Source organism: Amycolatopsis sp. La24 (assembly GCF_029087445.1).
Taxonomy (GTDB): Bacteria; Actinomycetota; Actinomycetes; order Mycobacteriales; family Pseudonocardiaceae; genus Amycolatopsis; species Amycolatopsis nivea.
The window spans coordinates 40,059-64,727 of sequence record NZ_JARACH010000040.1; the positions used below are offsets into that span (position 1 = coordinate 40,059).

The following is a 24,669-nucleotide window of genomic DNA, read 5'->3' on the forward strand; positions in this document are numbered from 1 at the left end:
CGCACCCTCCCAGCACACCTCCACCAACCCACCAACCCTCACCAACCGCACCCTCCCAACGCACCTCCGCTCCCCGCCACCTCCTTCCTGCGCCCCGCCAGCAGCACCTCTCAGGGCAGTGCCGCCAACGATTCCTCCAGTGCCGTATCCGGAAGTTCGTTGTCCACCATGTCGCCCGCCAGATATGCGCCGTACGCGGGCAAGTCGAGATGCGCGTGTCCGCAAAGCGCAGTCAGGATCACCTTCTCTTCGCCAGTCTCCTTGCAGCGCAACGCCTCCTGGATACACGCGGCCAGCGCATGCGTCGGCTCGGGAGCGGGGATGATGCCTTCGGTGCGGGCGAACTGCACCCCGGCGGCGAAGCATTCCTGCTGCCCGATCGCGAGCGCCTCGATGAGGCCCAGTTCGTAGATGTGCGAGATCAGCGGCGACATCCCGTGATAGCGCAGGCCGCCGGCGTGGATCGGGTCCGGGATGAAGCCGTGGCCGAGCGTGTGCATTTTCAGCAGGGGCGTGAGACCGGCGGTGTCGCCGAAGTCGTAGGCGTAGCGGCCGCGGGTGAGGGTTGGACAGGCCGCCGGTTCGACCGCGCGGATCACCGGGTTCATCCGGCCGGCCAGTTTTTCCCGCAGGAACGGGAAAGCGAGCCCGCCGAAGTTGGAGCCGCCGCCGGTGCAGCCGACGAGCACGTCCGGGGTGTCGCCGGCCAGTTCGAACTGTTTGAGCGCTTCCTCGCCGATCACCGTCTGGTGCAGCAACACGTGATTGAGCACGCTGCCCAGCGCGTACCGCGCGCCCGGATCCGCCGCGGCCTGCTCGACGGCTTCGCTGATCGCGATCCCGAGGCTGCCCGTCGACTGCGGGTTCTCCGCCAGGATCGCCCGGCCAGCGGCGGTGCGGTCCGATGGACTCGGGTAGACCTGGGCGCCGAAGGTCTCCATCATCAGCTTGCGATACGGCTTCTGGTCGTACGACGCGCGCACCTGCCAGACCTCGCAGGACAGCCCGAACGTCGCGCACGCGAACGCCAGCGCGCTCCCCCACTGCCCGGCGCCGGTCTCGGTGGTGAGCCGCGTGACGCCCTCCGCCGCGTTGTAGAACGCCTGCGGCACAGCGGTGTTCGGCTTGTGCGAGCCGACCGGGCTGACGCCCTCGTACTTGTAGTAGATCCGGGCCGGGCTGCCGAGCGCCTTCTCCAGCCGACGGGCGCGGTAGAGCGGGGAAGGACGCCAGAGCCGGTAGACGTCCCGGACTTCCTCGGGAATGTCGATGTAGCGCTCGGTGGTGACTTCCTGCTCGATGAGCGCCTGCGGGAACAGCGGAGCCAGGTCCGCGGGCCCGACGGGCTCGCGGGTTCCCGGGTGCAGCGGCGGGGGCGGCGGCTCGGGCAGGTCCGGCACCACGTTGTACCACTGCGCCGGGAGGTCGGCCTCGTCCAGGATGTATTTCGTCCGTTCTGCCATGACGCCTCCTCGGTCGGCGGACCCCAACGTAAGCCGGGCGGCGGGAGAAGCCAAGCGCCGGAGCGCGCGAGGGGACCCCTCGCGCCATTAAAGCCGCAGGTCCACCCATGTGGGCGACCTGTCCACAATGGAGTGTGTGGCTGATTCCCCGGAAGCCGTTTCCGGCGGGCGCCGGTTTTTGTCGGTGGGTGCCGGTACGTTCGGTGGCATGGCGACATTGGTGACGTTCCACGCCCACCCGGACGACGAGGCGATCATGACCGGCGGCGTGATGCGCAAAGCGGCCGACGAGGGGCACCGGGTGGTGCTCGTGGTGGCCACGCGCGGAGAAAAAGGCGAGATCCCCGAGGGCCTGCTCGACGACGGCGAGCAGCTCGCGGACCGCCGGGTGCAGGAGACGCAGGCAGCGGCCGAGGTGCTGGGCGTCTCGCGAGTGGAGTTCTTGGGATACCAGGACTCCGGGATGATGGGCGACCCTTCCAACGACGGCCCGGAAACGTTCTGGAGCGCGCCGGTGGAGGAAGCAGCGAAGCGGCTGGCGGCGATCCTGCTCGAGGAGTCGGCCGACGTGCTCACGGTGTACGACGATTTCGGCGTCTACGGCCACCCGGACCACATCCAGGTCCACCGGGTCGGCATGCGCGCGGCCGAACTCGCGGGAACGCCGCGGGTTTACCAGGGCTCGACGAACCGCGACCAGATCCGCCGAGCCGCCGAAGCCGCCCGCGCGGCTGGTGAGGAGGGCGGCCCGGACGCGGACATGATCATCGGGAAACCGGAAGCCGAGCTGACGGCCGAAGTGGACGTCACGGCATACCTGAAGGTGAAGCGGGCGGCGATGCGCGCGCATCGGAGCCAGATCAGCGAGGAGTCGTTCTTCCTGGCGCTGCCGGACGACAAGTTCGGCGAGGCCTTCGGGACGGAATGGTTCATCCGGGAAGGACAGGGGCCGGGGGTGACGGAGACGGACCTGATGAAGGGCCTCTGACCGGGCCAGGTGAGCCGCGAGGGGTTCCGGGTTCGGGATCGGTGCGGGCACACCGCCGGGAGCGCGGGTTGCCGCTGCGAACGGTGGTCCCGCGACAGGCGCGAGCCGAACCCGCGGGCGGATCGCTCGTACGAGCCCAAGGCCGGGGCGGACGAGCCATCGGGTGCGAGGTCCCGCTGGGGACTGCGTGCCTGGGACAGGTGCGGGCTGAACCTGCGGGCGCGGGCTACCAGCGCGAGCCGAGGTCGGATCGGACGAACCATCGGGCGCGAAGTCGCCGCTGCGGACCGCAGGCACAAGACAGCCAGGGACCGAGCCCGCGGACGCGGGTCGCCGGCGCGAGCCGAAGATCGGTTCGGGCAACCGCCGGGCGCGAAGTCGCCGCTGCGGACCGCAGGCCCGAGACAGCCGAGGGCCGAGCTCGCCGACGCGGGTCACCGGCCCGAGCCCAAGGCGGCGAATGACGAACCGTCCGATGCGAGTTTCCGCTGCGGTCCGCAGGCCCGAGACAGACCGGGCCGAGCCCGCGGGTTGCTGGCCCGAGCCCGAGACCGGCACTGGCGCGCCCTCGGGCCGAGCCATCTTCGTGGGCCGCGGGGCTGGGGGGGCAGGCTCGGGCGACACACCAAGCAGTGGGGTTTCCGGCACGGACCTGGAGCCCGGGATTGGGCCGCGTGGTCGTTGCAGGCAAGCGGCGAGCCGCCCGTTGGCTGGGCGGACGCGGTCGCCCAGCCTGGGCCGCGGTCCATGGTCGAGGTCGCGATGCGTCTTCCCGTGCAGGGCTGAGCTAGCTCAAGCTGCGCGCAGTCCAGCCTGAGCTAGCTCGGCCACCGCAGGCTGGCGAGCGTCGAACGGCCCGCAAACATCACCCGGGCCCCGCAGCCTCTCCCACCCGGGCCGAGGCCAGGCGGACCGCGTCCAGGATTTTTTCGTATCCGGTGCAGCGGCAGAGGTTCCCGGCCAATGCCTCGCGGATTTCTGGATCCGAAGGGGCATCCACGCGGTGCACCAACTCATGCGCGGCGACGATCAACCCCGGTGTGCAGAAGCCGCACTGCACGGCGCCGGTGTCGAGGAAGGCTTGTTGTACTGCGTCCAGCTGGTCGCCGTCCGCTAGGCCTTCTACTGTGCGGACGTTCCTGCCCTCGGCTTGGCCCGCGGCGACCAGGCACGAGCACACTGGGGTACCGTCCAGATACACTGTGCACGAACCGCATTCGCCTTGTTCGCAGGCGTTTTTCGAGCCTGGCAAACCCAGTTGATCACGCAGCACGGAGAGCAGGCTCTGCCCCTCCCACACCTCGTCGACGGTGCGCGGTTCGTCATTGACAGTGAGGTTCAGGCGCATTTCGGCTGCCCGCCTTTCCGGTAGTCTTCCCAGGCCCAGCTCAACGTCCGGCGGGCCAGTACGGCGATCGCGTGGATGCGGTAGTCGGCGCTGCCCCGGACGTCGTCGATCGGGGACGCGGCGCTCGCGGCCAGTTCGCCGAAGCGGCGGACAACCGCGTCCGGCAGCCGAGAGCGGGAGGTCCACGCGTCGGACAGGGCGTCGCGGAGGAAGTCTTCGGCGGCGGTTGCCCGGCGCGGGGTCGGGGCGGCCGAACCGACCGCGGCGCCGATCCAGCCGGTTTCCGGGGCCAGGTCCAGGGCGAACGAGCACACTGCGATGACCATCGCGTTGCGGGTGCCGACCTTCGCGAACTGTTGCGGGCCGGTCGCGGCGGGGAGGTGGATGGCGGCGATCAGCTCGTCGGGGGCCAGAGCGTTGCGTTTGACGCCTTGGTAGAACTCCGTCGCCGGGATCATCCGGGTGCCGCGGACGGACGCGACTTCGATGGTCGCGTCGCAGGCCAGCAGCATGGGGTGGGCGTCTCCAGCCGGAGAGGCCGCACCTAAGTTTCCGCCGACGGTGCCTCGGTTGCGGATTTGCGGGGAGCCGACGGTGCGGCTCGCCATCGCCAGGCCGGGGAGGCGGGTACCTAATTCAGTGATGATTCGCGTGTACGAGACGCCTGCGCCCAGGCGGATCCGGCCGTCTCGCTCGGTCCATTCGGTCAGGTCGCCGATCCGGGTGAGGTCCAGCAGCGCGGGCGGGCGGCGGTGGTCGAAGTTGAGTTCGACCAGGACGTCGGTGCCGCCGGCCAGCGGCACGGCGTCCGGGCGGGCGGACTTGGCGGCCAGGGCTTCGGCCCAGGTCGCGGGGGTCAGGAAATCCACGGGGCACCTCCGGGAGGCAGACTGCCGGTCAGGGACGGGCAGGAAGGGCAAAGGGGCACGGGCGAGAAGGGGGAGGAAGGCCGGGGGCATGCGGCACGAAGGAAAAATGGGCCTCTGCGAACAGGTCGCGCCGGACCGCTGCACACGGGCTACTGCGCTCACGAAACGGACCGCTGCGGACAGTCACGGCGGAACGCTGCGCACGGGCCACCGCACTCACGAAACGGACCGCTGCGGACAGTCACGGCGGACCGCTGCGCACGGGCCACCACGTTCACGAAACGGACCGTTCACGAAACGGACCGCTGCGAACAGGGCACGCCGGACCACTGCGAACGAGTGCACACGCGCTACCGCGCTCACGAAACGGACCGCTGTGAATAGGCAACGCCGGACCACTGCACACGAGCGCACACGAGCCACCATCACGAAGCGGCGCGACGACCGGCCAAGGCGATGTCGTCCGGGCGGATGGGGGCGTTCGGCAGGGGCAGGCCGGTCGCGGAGCGGAGGGCGTTCAGGATCGCGGGGGTCGACGACAGGGTCGGCGGCTCCCCTACGCCGTTCAGGCCGTACGGCGAGTCGGGATGCGGGAATTCGAACAGGCTGATCGGCATCGGCGGGACGTCCAGCACGGTCGGGATCAGGTAGTCCGTGAAGGACGGGTTGCGTACCCGGCCCTCGCGGTCGACCAGGATTTCTTCCATCAAAGCCAAACCCAGGCCCTGTACGCTGCCGCCTTCGATCTGGCCTTCTACGGCTAGCGGGTTCATTGCCTTGCCGACGTCCTGGGCGGTCGCCAGCTCGACCACCTTCACCAAACCCAGGTCGACATCCACGTCCACCACGGCTCGGTGCGCGGCGAAGGCGAACGCGATGTGTGCGTTGCCCTGGCCGGTTTCCGGGTCGATGCCTTGGGTCGGGCGGTGGTGGTACTCGAAGGTGTGCGAGACGGTGTCCGAACCGACGACGCTGGCGATCGGGCACACCGGATGTCCGCCGCTGTCCAGGACGTGGTCGTTGCCCAGCGACAGGGCCGTAGCGGGCAGGTTGTAGGTGTCGGCGGCGCGGCGCAGGAGTTCCCGGGCGAGGTGGCGGCAGGCACCTTGCACGGCACCGGTCGACATCCACGTCATGCGGGAGGCGGACGCGGAACCGGCGTCGCCGATTTGGGTGTCGGCGGGGAGGACGACTACCCGCGAGACGCCCAGTTCCGTGCTCGCTACCTGTGACTGAACCGTGGTGACGCCTTGTCCGCACTCCGCGGCGGCGGTGTGCACCGAGACGACCGGGGCGCCGTTCACTACCGCCAAGGCGACTCGGGCCGTCGAGATGTCGTCGACGCCTCCTGAGTAGCCGATCGCTTTCACCCCGACCGCGTAGCCGACTCCGCGACGCACCCCCTCGCCGTGCGTCGTGTTGGCGGCTCCGCCGGGCAGGGACAGCAGATCATCAGCGCCAGCCGGCGGCAGCGGACGGTCGCGGAGGGCTTGCAGCAGTTCCGCGACTGGGGCTGGGCCGTCGACGGCTTGGCCGGTGGGCAGGACGGTGCCCGTGGTCATGGCGTTGCGGAGCCGCAATTCCATCGGATCCATGCCTAGTTCGTGCGCGAGTTTGTCCATATTGGACTCGCAGCCGTAGGCCGATTGGACGGCGCCGAAACCGCGCATTGCGCCGCAGGGCGGGTTGTTGGTGAATACTGCTAGGCCGTCGATTTCGGCATTCGGGACGTCGTATGCGCCGGTGACGAAGTAGCAAGCGTTGGCGATTACCACGGGCGAAGTTGAGGTGTAAGCGCCGCCGTCTAAAACCAGGCGGGCTTTGACGTAGACCAGGCGGCCGTCCTTGGTGGCTCCGTGTTCGTAGCGCATCTTGGCCGGGTGGCGGTGCACGTGCCCGAAGAAGGATTCGTAGCGGTTGTAAGACATCTTGACCGGACGGCCGAGGCGCAGGGCGAGCATGCAGGCGTGCACGTGGACGGAGAGGTCTTCCCGGCCGCCGAAAGCGCCGCCGACACCGGCCAGGGTCAGCCGCACTTTTTCCGGCGGCAATCCCAGACACGGGGCCAGTTGTTCCAGGTCTTTGTGCAGCCATTGCGAGGAAACGTAAAGCTCGACGCCGCCGTCCTCGGAAGGAATCGCCAAGCCGGATTCCGGGCCTAGGAAAGCCTGGTCCTGCATGCCGACTTCGTACTCGCCGGTGACCACGACGTGCGCTTCGGCGCGCGCCGCGGCTAGATCGCCGTGGCGGATTTTCACGTGCCGGACCAGGTTGCCGTCCGGATGAATAGGACGGACGCCCTCGTCCAGGACCGTCATCGGATCGGTGACCGGGTCGAGCGGTTCGTAGTCGACGATGATCAGTTTTGCTGCCTGCCGGGCGGTTTCCGGGTCGTCGGCGGCGACCAGCGCCACCGGTTCGCCGTGATACCGGACCTCGTCCACCGCGAGGACCGGCTGGTCGGCGGATTTCATTCCGTACGTTTTCGCGCCGGGCACGTCCTCATGGGTGAGCACGGCGTGCACGCCTGGCTGGGCGAGCGCCTTGCTCGTGTCGATGGACCGGATCCGCGCGGCCGCGTACGGGCTGCGCAGCGTGGTCGCCCAGACCGTTCCCTCGATCCACAAATCCGACGAATAGGCGAACCTGCCGGTTACCTTGGCGGTGCCGTCCGGACGGAGGGCGCTTTCGCCCACCCCGGCGGCTTTCCCGGTTTCCGCGGCGCGTACCAGCGAGTCCACAATGACCACCAGCTTTCCTGCGTTGCCGACTGCACGGATTCAACACGTGTAGATCGGGACTGTCAACGGCTCTTCGGGTATCGTCTGGCGCATGCAGCGGGTCACCCGGGACGATGTCGCACGGCTGGCGGGCACCTCGCCGGCCGTGGTCAGTTACGTGCTCAACAACGGCCCGCGGCCGGTCGCGCCCGCCACGCGAGCACGGGTCGAGCAGGCGATCGCCGAGCTCGGGTACCGGCCGAACCTCGTCGCGCGGGCGTTGCGGTCCACGCGCAGCAATGTGCTCGGGCTGGTCGTGCCAGACAGCAGCGAGGGCTACTTCACCCAGCTCACGCACGCGGTCGAGCGGGCCGCGTTCGCTCGCGGATCCCTTGTCCTGCTCGGGAATTCGGCGTTCTCCCGGGAACAGGAGCTGCGGTACGCCGAATCGCTGGCCAACATGCGCGTGGACGGCCTGCTGCTCGTCCGCGCGGAGATCGCCGGAGCGGCCGCCACCCACTCCACTTTGGACGTTCCGGTCGTCTACCTGCACCACCACGCCCCGGCCGGGACTGCCGCGCCGTCCGTCGTGCTGGACAACAAGGCGGGCGGACGGTTGACCACCGAGCACCTTCTCGGGCACGGCTACCGCGAGATCGGCTGCCTCACCGGAACCGCGCGGTCCGGGCCGGTGGCCGATCGCGCCCGAGGCTGGACCGAGGCGATGCGGGCGGCGAAGCGGAGCGCGGGCAACGTCGTCCGCACCGGACTCGACCGGCATGCCGCACGGGCCGATATCCGGCGGTGGTTGCAGTCGCCGGAGCGGCCGCGCGCGATCATGGCGACGGCGGACGGGCTGGCGCTCGACACGCTCACGGTCGCGGCGGAACTCGGCTTGAGCGTGCCGAAAGACCTTGCGGTGATCGGCTTCGGCGGGACCGACGCCGCCGCGCACAGCTGGCCCGCGCTGTCCACTGCCGGGCATTCCTTCGACGATTTCGCCGACGCCGCGGTGTCCACTCTGGACCAGCTCCGCGGGAACACCCAGCCGGACGACCGCGTCCTCGACGTCCACCTGACCGCGCGCGCCAGCTGCGGGTGCGACTGACCCCGCAGCCGGCGCGCCAACGGAATCAGGAACTAGCGGCCTCTGCCCACGCCGAAGGCGTGTAGCCGAGATAATGCGACGCGTGCGTATTCGCCGCGGACGCCTGCGGAATGTCGCCACGCAAATACGCCTCGGCTTCCGCCTTGTCCTTCGGCGGCGGCGTCGGCGCGAGGCCGAGCAGTTTGGCCATGTTGTTGCCGAGGTAGCCCTCCAGGTCGTCCTCCGACAGGTTCAGGCCCTGCGGCGGCTGGTGGCACAGCACTTCCAGCTCGCGCGCCCACATGCCGGGCTCGTTCGGCGGCGAATCGGTGCCGAAGACCAGGTCGCTCTTCTTCATCTCCTTGGCGAATTCGACGATGCGCGACTGCAGCAGCCAGCCCGATTCGCCGATCACGTTCGGGGAGTCCTGGATCATCCAGAACGCCTCGAAACAGTAGACGCCGCCGGTCTGGATGCCGAAATGGCCGAGAATGAACGTGACGTTCGGGAACTCGCGGATGATCGGGTAGAACTGGGTGGGGATCGAGTACGGCCCGTCCCCGGTGTGGATCAGCACGATCACGCCGAGTTCGTCGCACACCCGCATCACCGGCCGCAGCCAGTCCAGCGCCCGGTCCGGGCGGTAGGAATGCATGTTGGCGTGCAGCTTCAGCATCTTGTAGCCGTATTCCTTCACGTGGAAGGCCAGCTCCGCCGCGCCGTTTTCCGGGCCGAAACGCGGGTTGTACATGAAGTTGCCGACGAACCGGTCCGGGTACTGCTGCACCAGCGAGGTCACGTACGCCTGGTATTCGCGGATGCCCTCGCGGCCGGTTTTGTTGCCCTCGCGCCAGGTCGTGTTCCCCGGCGGCGGCATGATGCAGCTGACGTCCACGCGCCGCGGCTTGCCGTTGATCCAGAATGGACCGTCCATCATTTCCAGCGTGCGCTCGCCGGTGAACGGGGTTCCGGTGTGCCGCCAGGCTTCGTCGACGAGATTCGTCGGATGGACATGGGTATCGATAATCACCGGATGTCTCCTTACGCAAGACTTGAGTAAAGGACTCCCCGGCCGCGCTTCACCGCACCTACGGGACCCGGAAGCGCGATCCGCGCTCCGGCGCAACCGAGTGCAGCACCTCCGCCGCCCGGTGTCAACACATGATCGCCGAATGCCTTGCGCGGCAAGCCTTTTCCGCACTCCCCTCTTGACACCGATCCCGCGAGGGCTTTGCATTGAACGACCCGGCGGTGCTGCCGGGCGCCGGTGACCTCCCGTTTCGGGCCAACCGTTCGGCCAACTGCCTCCAGCCGCGCGCTGGAGACGACCGCCGGGCCGGGTCCGACCCCGCCCGGGGAAGGGCGGCCCGATGTCGGCTGCGGAACCGGAACCCTGCGATCTCCTGCTGACCGGCGGCACCGTGGTGACCGTCGACGACCAGCGCACTGTCCATCAGACCGGCCACGTCGCGATCATCGGCGACCGGATCGCCGGCGTCGGCGAAGGGCCTGGCACCGAACGCTGGCGCGCCGCCGAGGTCGTCGATTGCCGCGGCAAAGCCGTGCTGCCCGGCCTGGTCGACGGGCACAACCACCTCTACCAAGCACTCGCCCGAGGGCTCGGCGAAGGCATGTCGATCGTGCCGTGGCTGTGCGAATTCATGTGGCCGTACTCGATCGCGATCACCGGACCGGAAGCGGTGGCCGGGGCACGGCTCGGTGCGGTCGAAGCGTTGCGCGCCGGCATTACGACGGTGATCGACAACCATTACGCGCCAAGCGATCTTGAAACGACGCTCGCCGTCGCGGACGTCATCGAGGAAGCCGGGCTTCGCGGCGCGGTCGCCCGCGGCATGCTGGGCGAGCGCACCGAAATCGCCGACCGTCGCGGCCAGCCGATCGAACTGTTCCGCTACTCGAGCGAGGACGAATTCGCGATCACCCGCGAGGCGATGCAGCACCGGCCGCCGAGTTCGAAGGTCTCCGTCTGGCCCGCCGCGCTCAACCTCTGTTACGTGGAGCAGAAACTCGTCCGCCAGACGGTCGAACTCGCCCGGGAATACGGCACTCGCTGGCACACCCATTGCTGCGAGAGCAAAACCGATCCGGTCAGCTATCTCGAAACCCACGGGGTGCGGCCGGTCGAGTGGCTCGCGAAGGAAGGCCTGCTCGACGAACGGGCCACGCTCGCGCACGCGATTTGGCTCGACGAAGCCGAAATCGAGCAGATCGCGGCGGCGGGCGCGGGAGTTTCGCACAACCCGGCGTCCAACGGCTACCTCGCCTCCGGCACCGCGCAAATCGCGAGCATGCGGAAACAGCACGTCCCGGTCGCGCTCGGCACCGACGGTCCCAGCTGCGGCCATCGGCAAGATCTTTTCGAGGCGATGAAACTCAGCGTCTTCGGCCAGCGAACGGCCACTTTGGACCCGACCGCGCTGCGGGCCGAGGACGCGCTGGAAATGGCCACCCGCGAGGGGGCCCGTTACGCCGGAATCGACGCGGGTGTGCTGAGCGAGGGCAAACTCGCCGACGTCATCGTGACCGCGCTCGACCGTCCGCACGTGCGCCCGGTGCACCGGGCCGTCGCCGCCCTCGTCTACTCCGCCCGCGGGTCCGATGTGGAGCTGACGATCGTGGGCGGCGAGATCGTCTACCGCGCCGGACAGTGCGTCCGCGTCGACGAAGCGGCCGCCGCCGACGAGGCGGAACGGCACGCGGCCCGGCTGCTGGAACGCAGCGGCATGGGCGGACTGCTCACTCCCTGGGCGCGGTGATCCGCGCTCCCCCTTCCCCGCTGTGGAGGAAACCATGCGATTCCGTCCGCGCACCACCCGAGCCGAAACCCGCGACGCGGTCGACACCGTCCCCCGGTTCCGGCAGATGCTCCCCCTCGGCATCCAGCACCTGCTGGTCGCCTATTCCGGAATGGTCACCGTCCCGCTGCTGATCGGGCTCGGCGTCGGCCTGTCCACCGCGCAGATCGCCACGCTCATCACGGCGAACGTGCTGGTCAGCGGCATCGCGACGCTGCTGCAGACGCTCGGGATCGGCAACGTCGGCGTCCGGCTGCCGATCGTGATGGGCTCGACCTTCACCGGAATCACCCCGGCGATCATCGTCGGCAAGGAGGCCGGACTGCCCGCGGTCTTCGGCGCGACGATCGTCGCCGGGCTGCTGACCTGGCTGGTCGCGCCGTGGTTCAGCAAGCTGATCCGGTTCTTCCCGCCGATCGTGACCGGGACGATCATCGCGATCATCGGGTTCTCGCTGCTGCCCTCCACCGCGACGCTGATCGCCGGGTCCAACCCGAATGCGGCCGACCACGGTTCGGCCGGACGGCTGATTCTCGGCCTGGGCATCATCGTGCTGACTGTCTGTTTGGAACGGTTCGCCCCGCCCGCGGTGCGCCGCTTCGCGATCCTGATCGCGCTGGCGGTCGGCACCCTCGTCGCGGTTCCGCTCGGCATGGCGGACTTCAGTTCGGTCGGGCAAGCGGACTGGTTCGGCGTGGTGAAACCGTTCGAATTCGGCATGCCGACCTTCGCGTTGTCCGCTTTGCTGCCCATGATCATCGTGCAATTGGTGAACATGGTGGAATCGACCGGCGACACGCTCGCCATCGGGCAGATCGTCGGCCGCGACGTCGGTCCGCCGGAGATTTCCCGGGCACTGCGCGCGGACGGGCTCGGCACCGCGTTCGCCGGCGTGTTCGGCTCGTTCACCGTCGTTACCTTCGGCGAGAACGTCGGGCTGGTCAGCATCACCCGCGTGATGAGCCGGTTCGTGGTCGCGACCGCGGGCGCGGTGCTGGTGCTCATGAGCCTGGTGCCGAAACTCGGCGCGGCCGTCGCGTCGCTGCCGGGACCGGTCCTCGGCGGCGTCGGCGTGGTCATGTTCGGCACCGTCGGAGCGGTCGGGCTGCGCATCATGAGCCAGGCGGATCTCAGCAACGGCCGCAATATCCTGATCGTCGCCATCTCGTTCGGCTTCGGTCTTCTGCCGGTCGGCGCGCCAGAGTTTTACCAACATCTGCCCGTGGTGGTGCAGACGGTACTGACGAGCGGCATCGCCGCCGGCGGCATCGCGGCGTTCCTGCTGAACCTCGTGCTCAACCGCCGGGAGCGGGCTCCGCGCACCGGAACGGAAGCCGCGCCCGGGTATTGACCCTCGGCGGCTTCCGATGCACCATAGTCGAAACTCCTTGCAGGGAAGGAAAAATCTTCGCTCATCCCATAACCCCGTAGGTGCGGCGGCAGGTTCGCGCGCGGCCGGGGGTCCTCGCCGCCGGCAGCCCGTCCGGCTCCGGCGACGCCCCGCGATCCGCCCGGCCCGGCCGTTTCCCGGCCCCGCCGGCCCAACGAGGTGAGGGAATCATGGCCAGTCACCCGTCTCCCCCGTCCCCGGTGGACGAACGTCCCCGGTTCGGTCCGCTGGTGCTGCTGGGTTTGCAGCACGTGCTCGTGATGTACGCCGGCGTCGTCGTGGTGCCGATCGTGGTCGGCGCCGGGCTCGGGCTTCCGCAGTCGCAGATCGCCGACCTGGTCAGCGTCGACCTGGTGCTCGCCGGGATCGGCACCATGCTGCAGGCGTTCGGCGTCTGGAAATTCGGCATCCGGATGCCGCTCGTCGTCGGGGCCGCGTCCAACGGCATCGTCCCGATGGTGCTGATCGGCAGCACCCAGGGGCTGTCCACAGTGTATGGCTCGCTGCTCGTGGTAGGCGTGCTCTGGGTGCTGATCGCGCCGTTGTTCAGCAAACTGCTCAAGCTGTTCCCGGAGGTCGTCACCGGAACCGTCATCACGCTGATCGGGCTGACGCTGATCCCGGTCGGGCTGAAACTCATCGCCGGTTCCACTCCGTCCGCGCACAATTACGGCGCGCCCGCGAATCTCGCGCTCGCCGGGTTCACGCTCGCGCTGATCGCGGTGTTCTACCGGGTGTTCCGCGGTCTGCTCGGCCAGTTGGCGATGCTGATCGCGCTGACCGTCGGCGCGATCGTCGGCTGGCTGACCGGACTGGGCAGTCTCGCCGGGGTCGCCGACGGTCCCGTTTTCGGATTGCTGAAACCACTGCACTACGGAGCGTTGCATTTCGACATCCCGTCGATTCTGCTGTTCCTGGTGATCGTTTTCGTGCTGATGGTCGAGGCGTCCGGACAGGGGCTCGCCGTCGGGCAGGTGGTCGGCAAGAAGGTCGGGCCGCGCGACGTCGCGAACCTGCTGCGGGTGGACGGGCTGCTCACCGCGCTCAGCGGCGTGTTCAACGGTTTCGCCTACACCACCTTCGGCCAGAACATCGGGCTCGTCGCGCTGACCAAGGTGCGCAGCCGGTACCCGGTCGCGGTCGGCGGCATGATCCTCGTCGTTTTCGGCGTGGTGCAACCGGTCGGCCGGGTGATCGCGGCGATCCCGCAGCCGGTGATCGGCGCGGCCGCGGTCGCCACGTTCGCCGCGCTCACCGTGTCCGGCATCCAGCTGCTGTCCCGAGTGGACTTCAACCAGACCGGCAACCTGGTGATCGTCATGCTGTCGCTCGGCGTGGGCCTCATCCCGGCCGGAGCGCCGGACTTCTACAAGCAGTTTCCCTTCGCCGCACAGGTTTTCCTCAAGAGCGGCGTGGCCACCGGAACCGTGCTGGCGGTGCTGCTGAATCTGCTTTTCTTCGCTGCTCGGAAACGGCGGCCAGCAGAGCCGCTCGTGCACCGAGAACCCGCCGCGAAACTTTCCCAGTCCTGAAAGGACGTCATGGGCACCGAACCGCAGCGGCCCCGGCTGATCGTCGGCATCACCGGGGCCAGCGGCCCGCACCTGGCTGTCCACCTGCTGACCGCGCTGCGCAAGCTCGGCACGGTGGAAACGCATCTGGTCATGTCGCGAGCCGCGCACCGCACCGTCGAACTGGAAACCGGGATGCCGCCCGCCGAGGTCGCCGACCTCGCCGACGTCCGCCACGCGCGCGGGGACATCGCCGCGTCGATCGCGTCCGGTTCCTTTCGCACCATGGGCATGGTCGTCGTGCCGTGCTCGATGAAAACCGTCGCCGGGATCGCGCACGGCTACAGCGACGACCTGCTCGTCCGCGCCGCCGACGTCACCCTGAAAGAACGCCGTCCGCTCGTGCTCGTCGCCAGGGAAACCCCGTTGAGCCTCGTGCACCTGCGCAATCTGGTGGCGGTGACCGAGGCGGGCGCGACCGTGCTGCCGCCGATGCCCGCCTTCTACCACCAGCCCGAGTCCATTGAGGACATCCTCGCCCACCTGACCGGCAAGGTGCTCGACCAGTTCGGCATCGAGCACGACCTGTTCGCGCGCTGGCAGGGGCCGCCCGCCTCGCAAGGAGTTTCGCGGTGAACCACCGGCAAGATCCCCACGCTTTCGTTGACCAGTACCGCCACGAGTTTCCCGACGACGTGCTCGTCCTCGACGACCCGGTCCCGGCCGACGAGGGCGTCACCGGGGTGATTTACGAACTCGCCGCGGCCGGACGGCACGAGATGGTGCTGTTCCGGAAGGTGACCGGGCTCGACGTGCCGGTGGTGAGCAACATGTTCGCTTCGCGGCAGCGGATCGCCCGCATGCTCGAAACCGGACCGTCCGGTTTGCACAGTGCCTATCAACAACGGGCGCTCCGCGCGGTACCGCCGCGGGTGGTCGAGAGCGGACCGGTGCTGGACGAGGTGACCACCGAGGTCGACTTGGCGGCCATCCCGATGCTCCGGCACTTCGCCAGCGACCGTTCTCCTTACGTCACCAGCGGAATCATCGTCGCGGAGGATCCGGACACCGGCGTCGGCAACCTCAGCTACCACCGGGCGATGCCGCATTCCCGCACCGAACTGGCGACCAGTCTCCATTCTCGCGGGGATCTGTGGCGGATGCTGCAGAAGTACGCCGAACGCGGCGAACCGATGCCGGTCGCGATGGTGCTCGGCGGGCATCCGCTGTTCATGCTGGCCGCGTCCGCGCGGGTCGGTTACGACGTGGACGAGCGCGCGGTAGCTGGAGGGCTTCTCGGCGAACCGCTGGAAGTCGTGCGCACTCCCCGGCATGGCATCGGCGTCCCGGCTTGGTCGGACTTCGTGTTGGAAGGCACCATCGACGCGTCCGAGCACGCGGACGAAGGCCCGTTCGGCGAGTTCTCCGGCTATTCCTCGAGTCGCTCGACCAACAACCTCCTGCGCGTGCACACCGTCCTGCGCCGCTCCGACGCCATGCTCATCGACGTCGTCGGCGGAAACACTGACGAGCACCTGAATCTCGCGCGCGTGCCACGGGAATCGGAAATGGCGGAGAAGCTCAAAGCACGTTTCCCGGACGTCACCGCGGTGCACTATCCGACATCCGGCACGCACTTCCATTGCTACGTCGCGCTTCGCCAGCGACGGCCCGGTCAAGCCCGGCAGGTGATGCTCGGCCTGCTCGGCTGGGACCCGTACGTGAAGACCGTGATCGCGGTGGACGAGGACGTCGACGTCACCAGCGACAGCGACGTCCTCTGGGCGCTCGCCACGCATTTCCAGCCGCACCAGGACCTGTTCACTGTGGACGGTCTGCCCGGCTCGCCGCTCGACCCGTCCTCGGGCTCCGACGGGACGACGTCCCGGATGGGTCTGGACGCGACCCGCGGGCCGCACTTCGACGGCAATCGCATTGTCGTCTCCGAAGAAGCACGTCAGCACGCTCGCCGGATTCTCGGCGGGAACGTTTAAGGAGGGAAACACCATGGCCAAAATCCCGGTGACCGTACTGACCGGCTTTCTCGGCTCCGGCAAGACCACGCTCGTCAACCACATCCTCACCGCGAACCACGGGCACCGGATCGCGGTGATCGAGAACGAATTCGGCGAAATCCCGATCGACAACGCCCTTGTGCTCGGCGGCGACGAGAAGATCATCGAAATGAGCAACGGCTGCTGCCTGTGCTGCACCGCGCGCACGGACCTGATCGAAATCCTGCAGTCACTGCTGCGCCGCCGCGAACGCTTCGACCGGATTCTCATCGAGACCAGCGGCATGGCCGACCCGAACCCGGTCGCGCAAACGTTCTTCGTGGACGACGAGGTTTCGTCGGCGTTCGCACTGGACGCGATCGTGACGCTGGTCGACGCGCGGCACGTCGGCAGCCATCTCGAGGAGGGCGAACACGACGGCGTCGGCGGCCAGGTGAGCAACCAGATCGCGTTCGCCGACCGGATCGTGCTCAACAAGATCGACCTGGTCACCGAGCCGGAGATCGAGGAACTGCGCACCCAGCTCCGCTCGGTCAACGCGACCGCGGACATCCTCACGTCCAGCTACGGCAGCGTCGACCTGGACGACATCCTCGGCATCAACGCCTTCGACCTGAACCGCACCGTCGCCGCCGACCCGGACTGGCTCGAAGACGAATCGCACCACCACGACCCGACGCTGGAATCGGTCTCGATCGAACTCGACTACCCCCTGGAGCGCGCCGCGTTCGAACAGTGGCTCACCGCCCTGCTGGCCGAACGCGGCGACGACCTGTACCGGTTCAAGGGAATCCTCGCCTTCGACCGCAAGACGGTGCTGCAAGGCGTGCATCGGATTTACGAACTGACGGACGCCGGCGACTGGGGCACGGCGCCGCCGGTCAGCAAGCTCGTCCTCATCGGGCGGAACCTCGACCGCGCGGAGCTGACCGACTCGGTGTCCCGCTGCAGCCTGGCCGCGGCTGGGCGGTGAGTCAGGCGAGCGCCGCGGTCACGTCCAGCTCGACAAGCTGCCCCGTGAAGCCCAGGCACGTCACGCCGACCAGCGTGCTCGCGGTGGTGAACGCCGCGGCGATCGAGGAGTTCGTGAACCGCTGCCACACCGCTGAAAGGGTCGACTGATCGGAGGTGGCCACGTAGATCACCGTGCGCACGACGTCCTCCGGGGTCGCGCCGGCATGCGTCAACGCGATCCCGGTGTTGGCGACGACCTGGTCCACCTGCGCGAGGACGTCGCCGGGGACGACCTCGCCGCCGGGCGTCAGCGGGCACTGGCCGGCGAGGTGCACGGTGCGGCGCGCGTCGGTGGTGGTCACGTGGTGATAGCCGGGAGTCGGATGCAAGGCGGGCGGGTTCTGCCGTTCAATGGTCACGAGGCGGATCGTCGCTCACCGCGGCGGCGGTCCGCCACGGGATTTCCGGACGGAGGGCGTATGCGCAGGACCATCGACTGGGCCGACGGGGCGATCGTGATCGTGGACCAGGTCGCGCTTCCGGGCGAGTACCGCACGCTCACGCTGCGCACGGTGCCCGAATTGGTCGAAGCGATCCAACGGCTGGCGGTTCGCGGAGCACCGGCGCTCGGCGCGGCGGGCGCGCTGGGGGTCGCGCTGGCGGCTCGCCAAGGCGGGGACGTGCGGGCGGAGGCGGACCGGATCGCGCACGCCCGGCCGACGGCGGTCAACCTGGCCTGGGGCGTTTCCCGGGCACTGGACCGGCTGCCGGACGGTGCCGATGCGGTGCTCGCGGAGGCACAGGCGATGCTCGACGAGGACGAGCATCGCAACCGCACGGCGTCGGCGCACGCGGCGGAAGTCGTGCTGGACGCGTGCCCGCGCAGGCCGTTGCGACTGCTCAGCCACTGCAACACCGGGCACCTGGCGACTGTCTCGTGGGGCACGGCGCTCGGCGTCGTCTGGCACCTGCACGCGCGCGGCCTGGTCGAGTCGGTGCTGGTGGACGAGACGCGGCCGCTGCTGCAGGGATCCCGGCTCACCGCCTGGGAACTCGAGCAGGCCGGGGTGCCCTACCGCGTGCAACCGGACGGCGCGGCGGCCGCGGCGATGGCACGCGGATGGGTGGACTGCGTGCTCGTCGGTGCGGACCGGATCGCGGCGAACGGCGACGTGGCCAACAAGATCGGCACCTACGGGCTGGCCATCGCCGCCGCGCACCACGGTGTTCCGTTCGTGGTCGTCGCCCCGACGTCCACAGTGGACAAAAGCCTCGCCACCGGCGCGGACATCTCCATCGAGGAACGCGCGTCGTCCGAGCTGACCGAGTTCGGCGGGGCGCAGGTCGCGCCGAACGGGGCGGCGGTGTTCAATCCGGCCTTCGACGTCACGCCTGCCGCGCTCGTCACCGCGGTAGTTACCGAGGACGGCGTGTTCGGCTCGTGAGCGCTCCGGAGAAGTCGTGAGGGGGCCCCGGAGGGAATCTGGTTCCAATGCCAGGGACTTAAGGCGGCCCTGCTGGCGCGTGGGGAGCGCGTCCGCCCGGGTCGGGAAGGCCGGGCTGGCTGCCGGCAGACGGGCCGGGCGGGCGGAAGCGCGGTGTGCGGTCCGTGAGGGCCCCCTTGAGGGAATCTGATTCCCTCAAGGGGGCCCTCACAGACCCACGGACCGCTGATCCCACATCCTGCCCCGGACACACCGCCGACCCGGACGAACGCACCCGAGACGCACCTGCCGCACCTCTTAAGTTCCTGACATGGGGAATCAGACTCCGTCAGGGTTCCACGGCACGCCTGGGGTGCGGAGCTAAGGCCGCGGGCCGACGATCTCCGCACCGTTTCGCACGGTGATCGCCATGGCGGGACAGGAATCCGCCGCGTCCAGCACGGTTTCGTCCGGTTCGACGGTCTCGGCGATCGCCCGGGCGGTGGCGCCGTCCAGCGCGAACGTCTCCGGCATCAGCGACGCGCACATCCCGCTGCCGATGCACGTGCCCCCGTCGACCTCGACCTTCCAGGTCATCCGTCACCACCCAATCGGCATCGACCGCGGTCCGCGGACCAGCATCTGCGTCTTCCACTCAATATCCCCGGCCAGCCGCAGTCCCGGCAACTCGCGGGTCAGCGCCCGCAATGCCTCCTGCAACTCCAGCCGCGCGAGCGGGGCGCCCAGGCAGTGGTGCACCCCGTGCCCGAAGCCGAGATGGTGGTTGTCCCCGCGGTCCAGCACGAGCTGGTCCGCAGTACCGAACTGCAGCCGGTCGCGGTTGGCCGCGCCGATCGCCACGAGCACCGGTTCCCCTTGGCGCACCAGGACATCGCCGACCTCGACGTCCTCCGTCGCGTACCGGGCGAACCCGGCCCCGGCGCCGAGCGGCACGAAGCGCAGCAACTCCTCCACCGCGGTCGGGATGAGCGACGGGTCCGCGCACAGCCGTTCCCAGTGCTCGTGCTGTTCCAGCAGCGCATAGACGAAGTTGGGAATCTGGCTGGCGGTCGTTTCGTGGCCGGCGACCAGAATCCCGACGCACAGGTCCACCAGCTCCAGCTCCGTGAGCCGATCCCGCACGTCGCGAGCCTCGATGAGCGCGGTCATCAGGTCGTCCTGCGGCTGGGCGCGGTGCTCGGCGATCAACCCGGCCATGTACGCGCGCAGTTCCTCGCGGCTGCGCTCCGACTCCTCCGGCGTGAGCCGCGTGGTCGACAACGCCGCGTCGCTCCACTCGCGGAACTGCGGCCGGTCGCCCACCGGCACGCCGAGCAGCTCGCAGATCACCGCGACCGGGATCGGCAGCGCGTACAGATCGACCAGGTCAGCCGGTTGCCCGTGCTCCCGCAGCTCCTTGATCAGGTCGTCGGCCAGCCGAGCGACCCGAGGGCGCAGCTCCTCGACCCGCCGCGCGGTGAACGCCTTCGCGACGAGGGTGCGCAGCCGGGTGTGGTCGGGCGGATCCATCGAGAGGATGCCGCCCGGACGCCGGTACTCCGACATCCGCGGTTCGTCGCTTTCCTGCGCCAGCGCGCGGGAAAACCGCCGGTCCCCGAGCACGAGCCGGGCGTCGGCGTAGCGGGTGGCGAGCCAGGCAGCCTCGCCGTGCGGCATCTGGACGCGGATCATCCCGGCGTTCTCGCGAGCGGCGGTGTAGGCCTCGTTGAGCGCGAGGCCCGCCTCCTCGTTGAACGGGTAGGCGAGCGGTTCGGTGTGCGTGGTGGTCATGCCAACGACTCCCCGGGTACCGTTGTAAGCAGGTGCTTACATGCCTACACCCGACCTCGGCCGCGCGTCAATCCACCAGGAGCTTCCGGGGGCCGGGTGGCACTAGGTTCACCATGAGACCGGGTGCGGGTTTCATGGCACCGCCTTCCGGCGGTGTCCTAGCGTCATGCCATGAAAATTCCAGCCGGGCTGAGCCGCGCGGTCATCCGGGCGCGGCGGGACACCGGCTTTCTCGCCGCGGGCGTGCTGCCGCACCTGGCACTGGTGCCCGTATGGGCTTGGGCGGCGGTGACTGCCGCCAGGACCGAGAACTGGCTCCTCACCGGTCCCGTGTCGGCCGCCTTGGTCCTGCTCGGCACCCCGGTGCTGACGGCCGTTCAGCGGGTTCGCTACCGGGCGCTCATCGGCGTGGATGTCCCCCGGCTCGCTCCCCCGCCGGAACAATGGACGTGGTCCTCGACCGTCCGGTGGCTCGCGGCGACGCGTCCTTGGCGCAAGATCGGCTACCACCTCCTGCTGGGCCCGCTGCTCGCACTGCTGGAACTGTTGGTGCTGGCGCTGGCAGCGGCGGGCTTGGCGGGCGCCCTCGCCTACGCCTGGTCCTGGGCGCTGCCAACCGAAATCCGCCAGCACGCGTTCGGCTACCTGACCCAATTACCGGCTTACACAGCGGCTGGACTCCTCCTCTTGTGCGCGTTGCCCTGGACCGCGCGGGCAGTAGCCCGGGCCGAGACGCGCCTGGCGTTGAGCCTGCTCGGGCCCAGCCGGGCGCAGTGGCTCCAGGAGCGGGTCGATCAGCTGGCCGGGAGCCGGACCGACTTGATCGAGGCCGTCGACGCGGAGCGCCGCCGGATCGAGCGCGACCTGCACGACGGCACCCAGCAACGGTTGGTGTCTCTCGCGGTCAATCTGGGTCTGGCCCTCGCCACCCGCCCGGACCTGCCGAGTGATGCCCGCGAGGTGCTCTCGAAAGCGCATCTGGAGGCGAAGGAGGCGATCTCCGAACTCGACGACCTGGTGCGGGGGCTGCACCCGGCCGTGCTCGAAGACCGAGGACTGGACGCCGCGTTGTCCGGGCTGGGAGCCCGCACGCCCCTCCTGGTGCGGCTGCGGGTCGATCTGGAGGAAAGGGTGGCACCCAACGTGGAGTCAGTCGCGTACTTCGTGATTTCCGAAGCGCTGACCAATGCGACGAAGCACGCCAACGCGATGCGGGCGGAGGTGACGGTGCGCCAGATCGGCGAGGTGCTGCGCGTTCGCGTTACCGACAATGGGCTCGGCGGTGCCGACGCCACCACCGGGACGGGTCTGACCGGGCTGGCCAAGCGAGTCGGTTCTCTCGACGGGACCTTCCACGTCAGCAGCCCCGTCGGAGGGCCCACCACCGTCACCGCGGAGCTGCCGTGCGCGCGGTGATCGCCGAGGATTCGGTGTTGTTGCGAGTCGGCCTGATCAAGGTGCTGGAGGCGGGCGGGTTCCAGGTCGTCGCGGAAGCCGGCGACGCGGACGGACTGCTGGCGGCGGTGGAAGAGCATCGGCCCGAACTCGCCTTGATCGACGTCCGGATGCCGCCCGGCTTCACCGACGAGGGCGTGCGGGCCGCGATGGAGATCCGCCGCCGCTGGCCGGGGACGCCGGTGGTGCTGCTTTCGCAGTACGTGGAGGAGCGGTACGCGGCCGACCTGCTGTCCGCGAACACCAGCGGGGTGGGCTACCTGCTCAAACAGCGGGTCGCCGATGTCGCCGACTTCGTGGCGGCGGTCCGGCGGGTGGCGGACGGGGGCACCGCCCTGGACCCCCAGGTCGTCGCCCAGCTGCTGCTGCGACGCGACAGCGACCCGCTCGCGCGGCTGACCCCTCGCGAACGGGACGTGCTCGGGCTGATGGCCGAGGGACGCTCCAACGCCGGCATCGCGCAGGCGCTGGTGGTGAGCGAGAGCGCGGTGGCGAAGCACATCAACAACATCTTCGCCAAGCTCGACCTGCCCGTGGCCGACGCGGACCATCGCCGCGTCCTGGCCGTGCTGCGATTCCTCGGCGCGTCCCGGGCCTGAGGATCGCGGGAAAGTTCCAGAGCGGGCGGAGGTGCCGCCGCGGTATTCCCACACCCGATTCCGGTGCTGGGCCCCTGCACGACGCCCAACGCCGGTCACGGCACGAGCTCTTCCGCTCCGCGACCCGGCCGAGGGAAGGCCCTAGTCGCCAGGACCGCGCAGACCACCGCCAGCGGCACCTCGGCGAAGGCCGCCATCAGCATCGCCAGCTGGAAGTCCGGACCCGGGGCAGCCGTCATCGTGTCGAACCAGGCGTCGGACAGCAGCAGGGCCGAGGTCGCGGCGGCGGTCAGCCCGGCCCGGCAGTCGCCGCGTCTGAGGAGCAGGCCGGTGGCGAGCAGGCCCAGCGCCTCAAGGCTGTCCAGCCCCGTCCACGTCCAGGCCCAGTGCGAGGCCTGAGCGGTGGCAGGCAGTTCGGCGTGCAGGAAGACCAGCCAGGGAATCATCGCCAGCCCGAGCACGGTGAGAACCGTGGCCAGTAAGGGGAACGTCGAAGCGGCCACGGTTTTCGGACGAATCCGCGGGACACCGCACGCCATGGCACCTGACTCCCTTCGGTGCCCGCCCCTCGGGCACGAAATCAGCATGTCGTCGCGGCGTGCCTGAGGCAGTAACGCTCCTATCCGACTTGAAGGTGGCAGTAAGTACACCTTCCGGCGCGGCTGGAGCACTAGGCTCGATTCAATGACTTCCGCGTGGACGAACGAAACCGCGATCCAGCAGTGGAACTCCGGGAGCACCCGGGAATCGATGGAAGCGACCGCCGAGCGCGGGGACTTCGCCAAAGAGCATCTGCTCAACCCGGTCCTCCTGCGGCTTCTCGGCGATGTGCGCGGCCGTCGGGTACTCGACGCGGGCTGCGGCAACGGGTATTTCAGCCGGATGCTCGCCGGACGCGGGGCCGAGGTGACCGGGGTCGAACCGGCCGAGAGCCTGATTTCGTTCGCGCGGGAGAAGGCGGGCGAGGGGATTTCCTACGTGCGGGCGGATCTCGCCCGGCTGCCGGAGATGGAGCCGTTCGACGCCGTCGTCTGCAGCATGGTGCTCATGGCGATTCCCGAGTGGAAGCCCGCGATGCGCGCCTGCGTCGAGGCGCTGCGGCCGGGCGGGCTGTTCGTGTTCGCCATCGTGCATCCGGCGTTCGAGGAGTTGCTCGATACCTGGCGGAAGTACGGCGAGTACCGCCAGACGGAGTATCTGGCCGAGTACGAGATCGCCGGACGCGACGCGTCCGACTTCCATCGGCCGCTTTCCGCGTATCTCAACGAAGTGGCCGCGCTCGGCTGCCGGGTGCGCGAAGTCGTCGAGCCGGGGCTGGATCCCGCGCTGGCGGACGGGATCGAGAGTCACGTGCGGATGCCGAACTTCCTGATCGTCGCGGCGGAAACCAGCTGCCCGTAAGTGCCATGACCGGTTCCCGAACGACCCGGCCGCGACCGCGTTGCCGATAGCGTGGTCGCATGCTGGACTACGGCCTGGATCTGTCCGAAATCACCCGCGAAGCCGCGCTGCCCGATTTGCTCGCAGAAGGCGACGACCTCGACGCGGTGGTGTCCGCCGAACCCGACTGGTCGAGACCGACGCCGGCCGAGGGATGGACGATCGCGCACCAGATCGCGCATCTCGCGGCAGCCGACGCGAACGTCGTCCTCGCCATCCGGACGCCGGAGAAGTTCGCCGCGGTGCTGGGCGAAAACGCCGACGCGGTCGCGGCCGAGGGAGCCGCGCGACCGCGTGCGGAGTTGCTGGACCACTGGCGCGCCGGACGTGCCGAAGTCGCCGCGGCGCTCGGCGAAATCCCCTTGGACCAGGCGTTTCCGTGGTACGGCTCGCAGTCGACCTCGACCCTCGCGGTGGCGCTTCGACTGATGGAAACGTGGGCGCACGGGCAGGACATCTTCGACACCGTGCGCGTCGAGCACCGCCCGACGGACCGGCTCAAGCACATCGCCGCACTGGGCGTGGCCGGGCGCGGGCTGTCGTTCTACGCCGCCCAGCTGCCACTGCCGACCGAGCCGATCCGGGTCGAACTGACCAGTCCCGAAGGGGTCCTCTGGGGTTGGGGCCCGGACGACGCGGCACAGCGGATCCGGGGCAGCGCAAGGGATTTCTGCCTCCGCATCACCCAGCGCCGCGGCTTGGACGAAACCGGTCTGGCCGCGATCGGCAAGGACGCGAAGGCGTGGCTGGAGAACGCCCGAGTGTTCCTCTAACGCCGCCGGGGCCGCAGCAACGCGAC

22 protein-coding genes are annotated in these 24,669 nt (G+C 69.1%); 13 read left to right on the forward strand and 9 right to left on the reverse strand.

Going from position 1 to position 24,669, the window contains the following annotated elements; translation table 11 throughout:
* Window positions 1–110: 110 nt before the first annotated feature.
* Window positions 111–1,463, reverse strand: a complete 1,353-nt coding sequence (locus PUT80_RS30465; protein WP_275294251.1) for a TrpB-like pyridoxal phosphate-dependent enzyme — start codon at window positions 1,461–1,463, stop codon at window positions 111–113.
* A gap of 208 nt (window positions 1,464–1,671) precedes the next feature.
* Here PUT80_RS30465 and PUT80_RS30470 point away from each other — a divergent pair, with 208 nt between their 5' ends.
* Window positions 1,672–2,451 (forward strand): PIG-L family deacetylase, encoded by a 780-nt coding sequence (locus PUT80_RS30470; RefSeq protein ID WP_037817713.1) that lies wholly within the window; start codon window positions 1,672–1,674, stop codon window positions 2,449–2,451.
* Window positions 2,452–3,316: 865 nt separating this feature from the next.
* Here the strand turns inward: PUT80_RS30470 and PUT80_RS30475 are convergent.
* From PUT80_RS30475 to pucD, 3 genes are all read right to left on the reverse strand, one after another.
* On the reverse strand, window positions 3,317–3,799 hold the full coding sequence (locus PUT80_RS30475) for a (2Fe-2S)-binding protein (protein ID WP_134730498.1): 483 nt from the start codon (window positions 3,797–3,799) through the stop codon (window positions 3,317–3,319).
* A complete protein-coding gene (locus PUT80_RS30480) occupies window positions 3,790–4,668 on the reverse strand; it encodes an FAD binding domain-containing protein (RefSeq protein WP_037817512.1) in 879 nt (292 codons plus the stop codon). The genes PUT80_RS30475 and PUT80_RS30480 overlap by 10 nt, the downstream gene beginning before the upstream one ends.
* Window positions 4,669–5,093: 425 nt before the next feature.
* Window positions 5,094–7,418 (reverse strand): xanthine dehydrogenase subunit D, encoded by a 2,325-nt coding sequence (gene pucD, locus PUT80_RS30485; protein WP_275294252.1) that lies wholly within the window; start codon window positions 7,416–7,418, stop codon window positions 5,094–5,096.
* 82 nt (window positions 7,419–7,500) lie between these two features.
* Here pucD and PUT80_RS30490 point away from each other — a divergent pair, with 82 nt between their 5' ends.
* Window positions 7,501–8,496 (forward strand): LacI family DNA-binding transcriptional regulator, encoded by a 996-nt coding sequence (locus tag PUT80_RS30490; RefSeq protein WP_238604929.1) that lies wholly within the window; start codon window positions 7,501–7,503, stop codon window positions 8,494–8,496.
* 25 nt (window positions 8,497–8,521) lie between these two features.
* Here PUT80_RS30490 and PUT80_RS30495 read toward each other — a convergent pair whose 3' ends face one another.
* Window positions 8,522–9,505: an amidohydrolase family protein gene (locus PUT80_RS30495; RefSeq protein ID WP_238604928.1), complete on the reverse strand. Its 984-nt coding sequence runs from the start codon at window positions 9,503–9,505 to the stop codon at window positions 8,522–8,524.
* 340 nt (window positions 9,506–9,845) lie between these two features.
* On the opposite strand from PUT80_RS30495, the gene PUT80_RS30500 reads away from it, so the two are divergent.
* The 6 genes from PUT80_RS30500 (at window position 9,846) to PUT80_RS30525 (ending at window position 17,180) form a co-directional block, all read left to right on the forward strand.
* Window positions 9,846–11,252: an amidohydrolase gene (locus PUT80_RS30500; RefSeq protein WP_275294253.1), complete on the forward strand. Its 1,407-nt coding sequence runs from the start codon at window positions 9,846–9,848 to the stop codon at window positions 11,250–11,252.
* Between the two features lie 34 nt (window positions 11,253–11,286).
* Window positions 11,287–12,642: a nucleobase:cation symporter-2 family protein gene (locus PUT80_RS30505; protein WP_205673240.1), complete on the forward strand. Its 1,356-nt coding sequence runs from the start codon at window positions 11,287–11,289 to the stop codon at window positions 12,640–12,642.
* Window positions 12,643–12,851: 209 nt separating this feature from the next.
* Window positions 12,852–14,213, forward strand: coding sequence for a nucleobase:cation symporter-2 family protein (locus tag PUT80_RS30510; RefSeq protein ID WP_134730488.1), 1,362 nt, complete (start codon window positions 12,852–12,854; stop codon window positions 14,211–14,213).
* Window positions 14,214–14,222: 9 nt separating this feature from the next.
* Complete coding sequence (locus tag PUT80_RS30515) at window positions 14,223–14,828, forward strand: UbiX family flavin prenyltransferase (RefSeq protein WP_037817523.1); 606 nt, start codon at window positions 14,223–14,225, stop codon at window positions 14,826–14,828.
* Window positions 14,825–16,186, forward strand: a complete 1,362-nt coding sequence (locus PUT80_RS30520) for a UbiD family decarboxylase (protein WP_275294254.1) — start codon at window positions 14,825–14,827, stop codon at window positions 16,184–16,186. The genes PUT80_RS30515 and PUT80_RS30520 overlap by 4 nt, the downstream gene beginning before the upstream one ends.
* Window positions 16,187–16,199: 13 nt before the next feature.
* Window positions 16,200–17,180: a GTP-binding protein gene (locus PUT80_RS30525; protein ID WP_275294255.1), complete on the forward strand. Its 981-nt coding sequence runs from the start codon at window positions 16,200–16,202 to the stop codon at window positions 17,178–17,180.
* Window position 17,181: 1 nt separating this feature from the next.
* On the opposite strand, the gene PUT80_RS30530 is transcribed toward PUT80_RS30525, so the two are convergent.
* Window positions 17,182–17,580, reverse strand: a complete 399-nt coding sequence (locus PUT80_RS30530; protein WP_275294256.1) for a RidA family protein — start codon at window positions 17,578–17,580, stop codon at window positions 17,182–17,184.
* A gap of 60 nt (window positions 17,581–17,640) precedes the next feature.
* Here PUT80_RS30530 and mtnA point away from each other — a divergent pair, with 60 nt between their 5' ends.
* A complete protein-coding gene (gene mtnA, locus PUT80_RS30535) occupies window positions 17,641–18,606 on the forward strand; it encodes an S-methyl-5-thioribose-1-phosphate isomerase (RefSeq protein ID WP_275294257.1) in 966 nt (321 codons plus the stop codon).
* A gap of 360 nt (window positions 18,607–18,966) precedes the next feature.
* On the opposite strand, the gene PUT80_RS30540 is transcribed toward mtnA, so the two are convergent.
* Together PUT80_RS30540 and PUT80_RS30545 are read right to left on the reverse strand one after the other, a co-directional pair.
* Window positions 18,967–19,182 carry a ferredoxin gene (locus tag PUT80_RS30540; RefSeq protein WP_037817535.1) on the reverse strand — a complete coding sequence of 72 codons (216 nt, stop codon included), beginning with the start codon at window positions 19,180–19,182 and terminating at the stop codon, window positions 18,967–18,969.
* Window positions 19,183–19,185: 3 nt separating this feature from the next.
* Window positions 19,186–20,376, reverse strand: coding sequence for a cytochrome P450 (locus PUT80_RS30545; protein WP_275294258.1), 1,191 nt, complete (start codon window positions 20,374–20,376; stop codon window positions 19,186–19,188).
* Window positions 20,377–20,547: 171 nt separating this feature from the next.
* On the opposite strand from PUT80_RS30545, the gene PUT80_RS30550 reads away from it, so the two are divergent.
* Window positions 20,548–21,792: a histidine kinase gene (locus tag PUT80_RS30550; protein ID WP_275294259.1), complete on the forward strand. Its 1,245-nt coding sequence runs from the start codon at window positions 20,548–20,550 to the stop codon at window positions 21,790–21,792.
* Complete coding sequence (locus PUT80_RS30555) at window positions 21,780–22,430, forward strand: response regulator transcription factor (RefSeq protein WP_037817539.1); 651 nt, start codon at window positions 21,780–21,782, stop codon at window positions 22,428–22,430. The genes PUT80_RS30550 and PUT80_RS30555 overlap by 13 nt, the downstream gene beginning before the upstream one ends.
* Window positions 22,431–22,525: 95 nt before the next feature.
* Here PUT80_RS30555 and PUT80_RS30560 read toward each other — a convergent pair whose 3' ends face one another.
* Window positions 22,526–22,933 (reverse strand): hypothetical protein, encoded by a 408-nt coding sequence (locus PUT80_RS30560; RefSeq protein ID WP_275294260.1) that lies wholly within the window; start codon window positions 22,931–22,933, stop codon window positions 22,526–22,528.
* Window positions 22,934–23,114: 181 nt separating this feature from the next.
* On the opposite strand from PUT80_RS30560, the gene PUT80_RS30565 reads away from it, so the two are divergent.
* Together PUT80_RS30565 and PUT80_RS30570 are read left to right on the forward strand one after the other, a co-directional pair.
* Window positions 23,115–23,831: a class I SAM-dependent methyltransferase gene (locus tag PUT80_RS30565; protein ID WP_275294261.1), complete on the forward strand. Its 717-nt coding sequence runs from the start codon at window positions 23,115–23,117 to the stop codon at window positions 23,829–23,831.
* Window positions 23,832–23,890: 59 nt separating this feature from the next.
* Window positions 23,891–24,643, forward strand: coding sequence for a maleylpyruvate isomerase family mycothiol-dependent enzyme (locus PUT80_RS30570; RefSeq protein ID WP_275294262.1), 753 nt, complete (start codon window positions 23,891–23,893; stop codon window positions 24,641–24,643).
* Window positions 24,644–24,669: the final 26 nt, after the last annotated feature.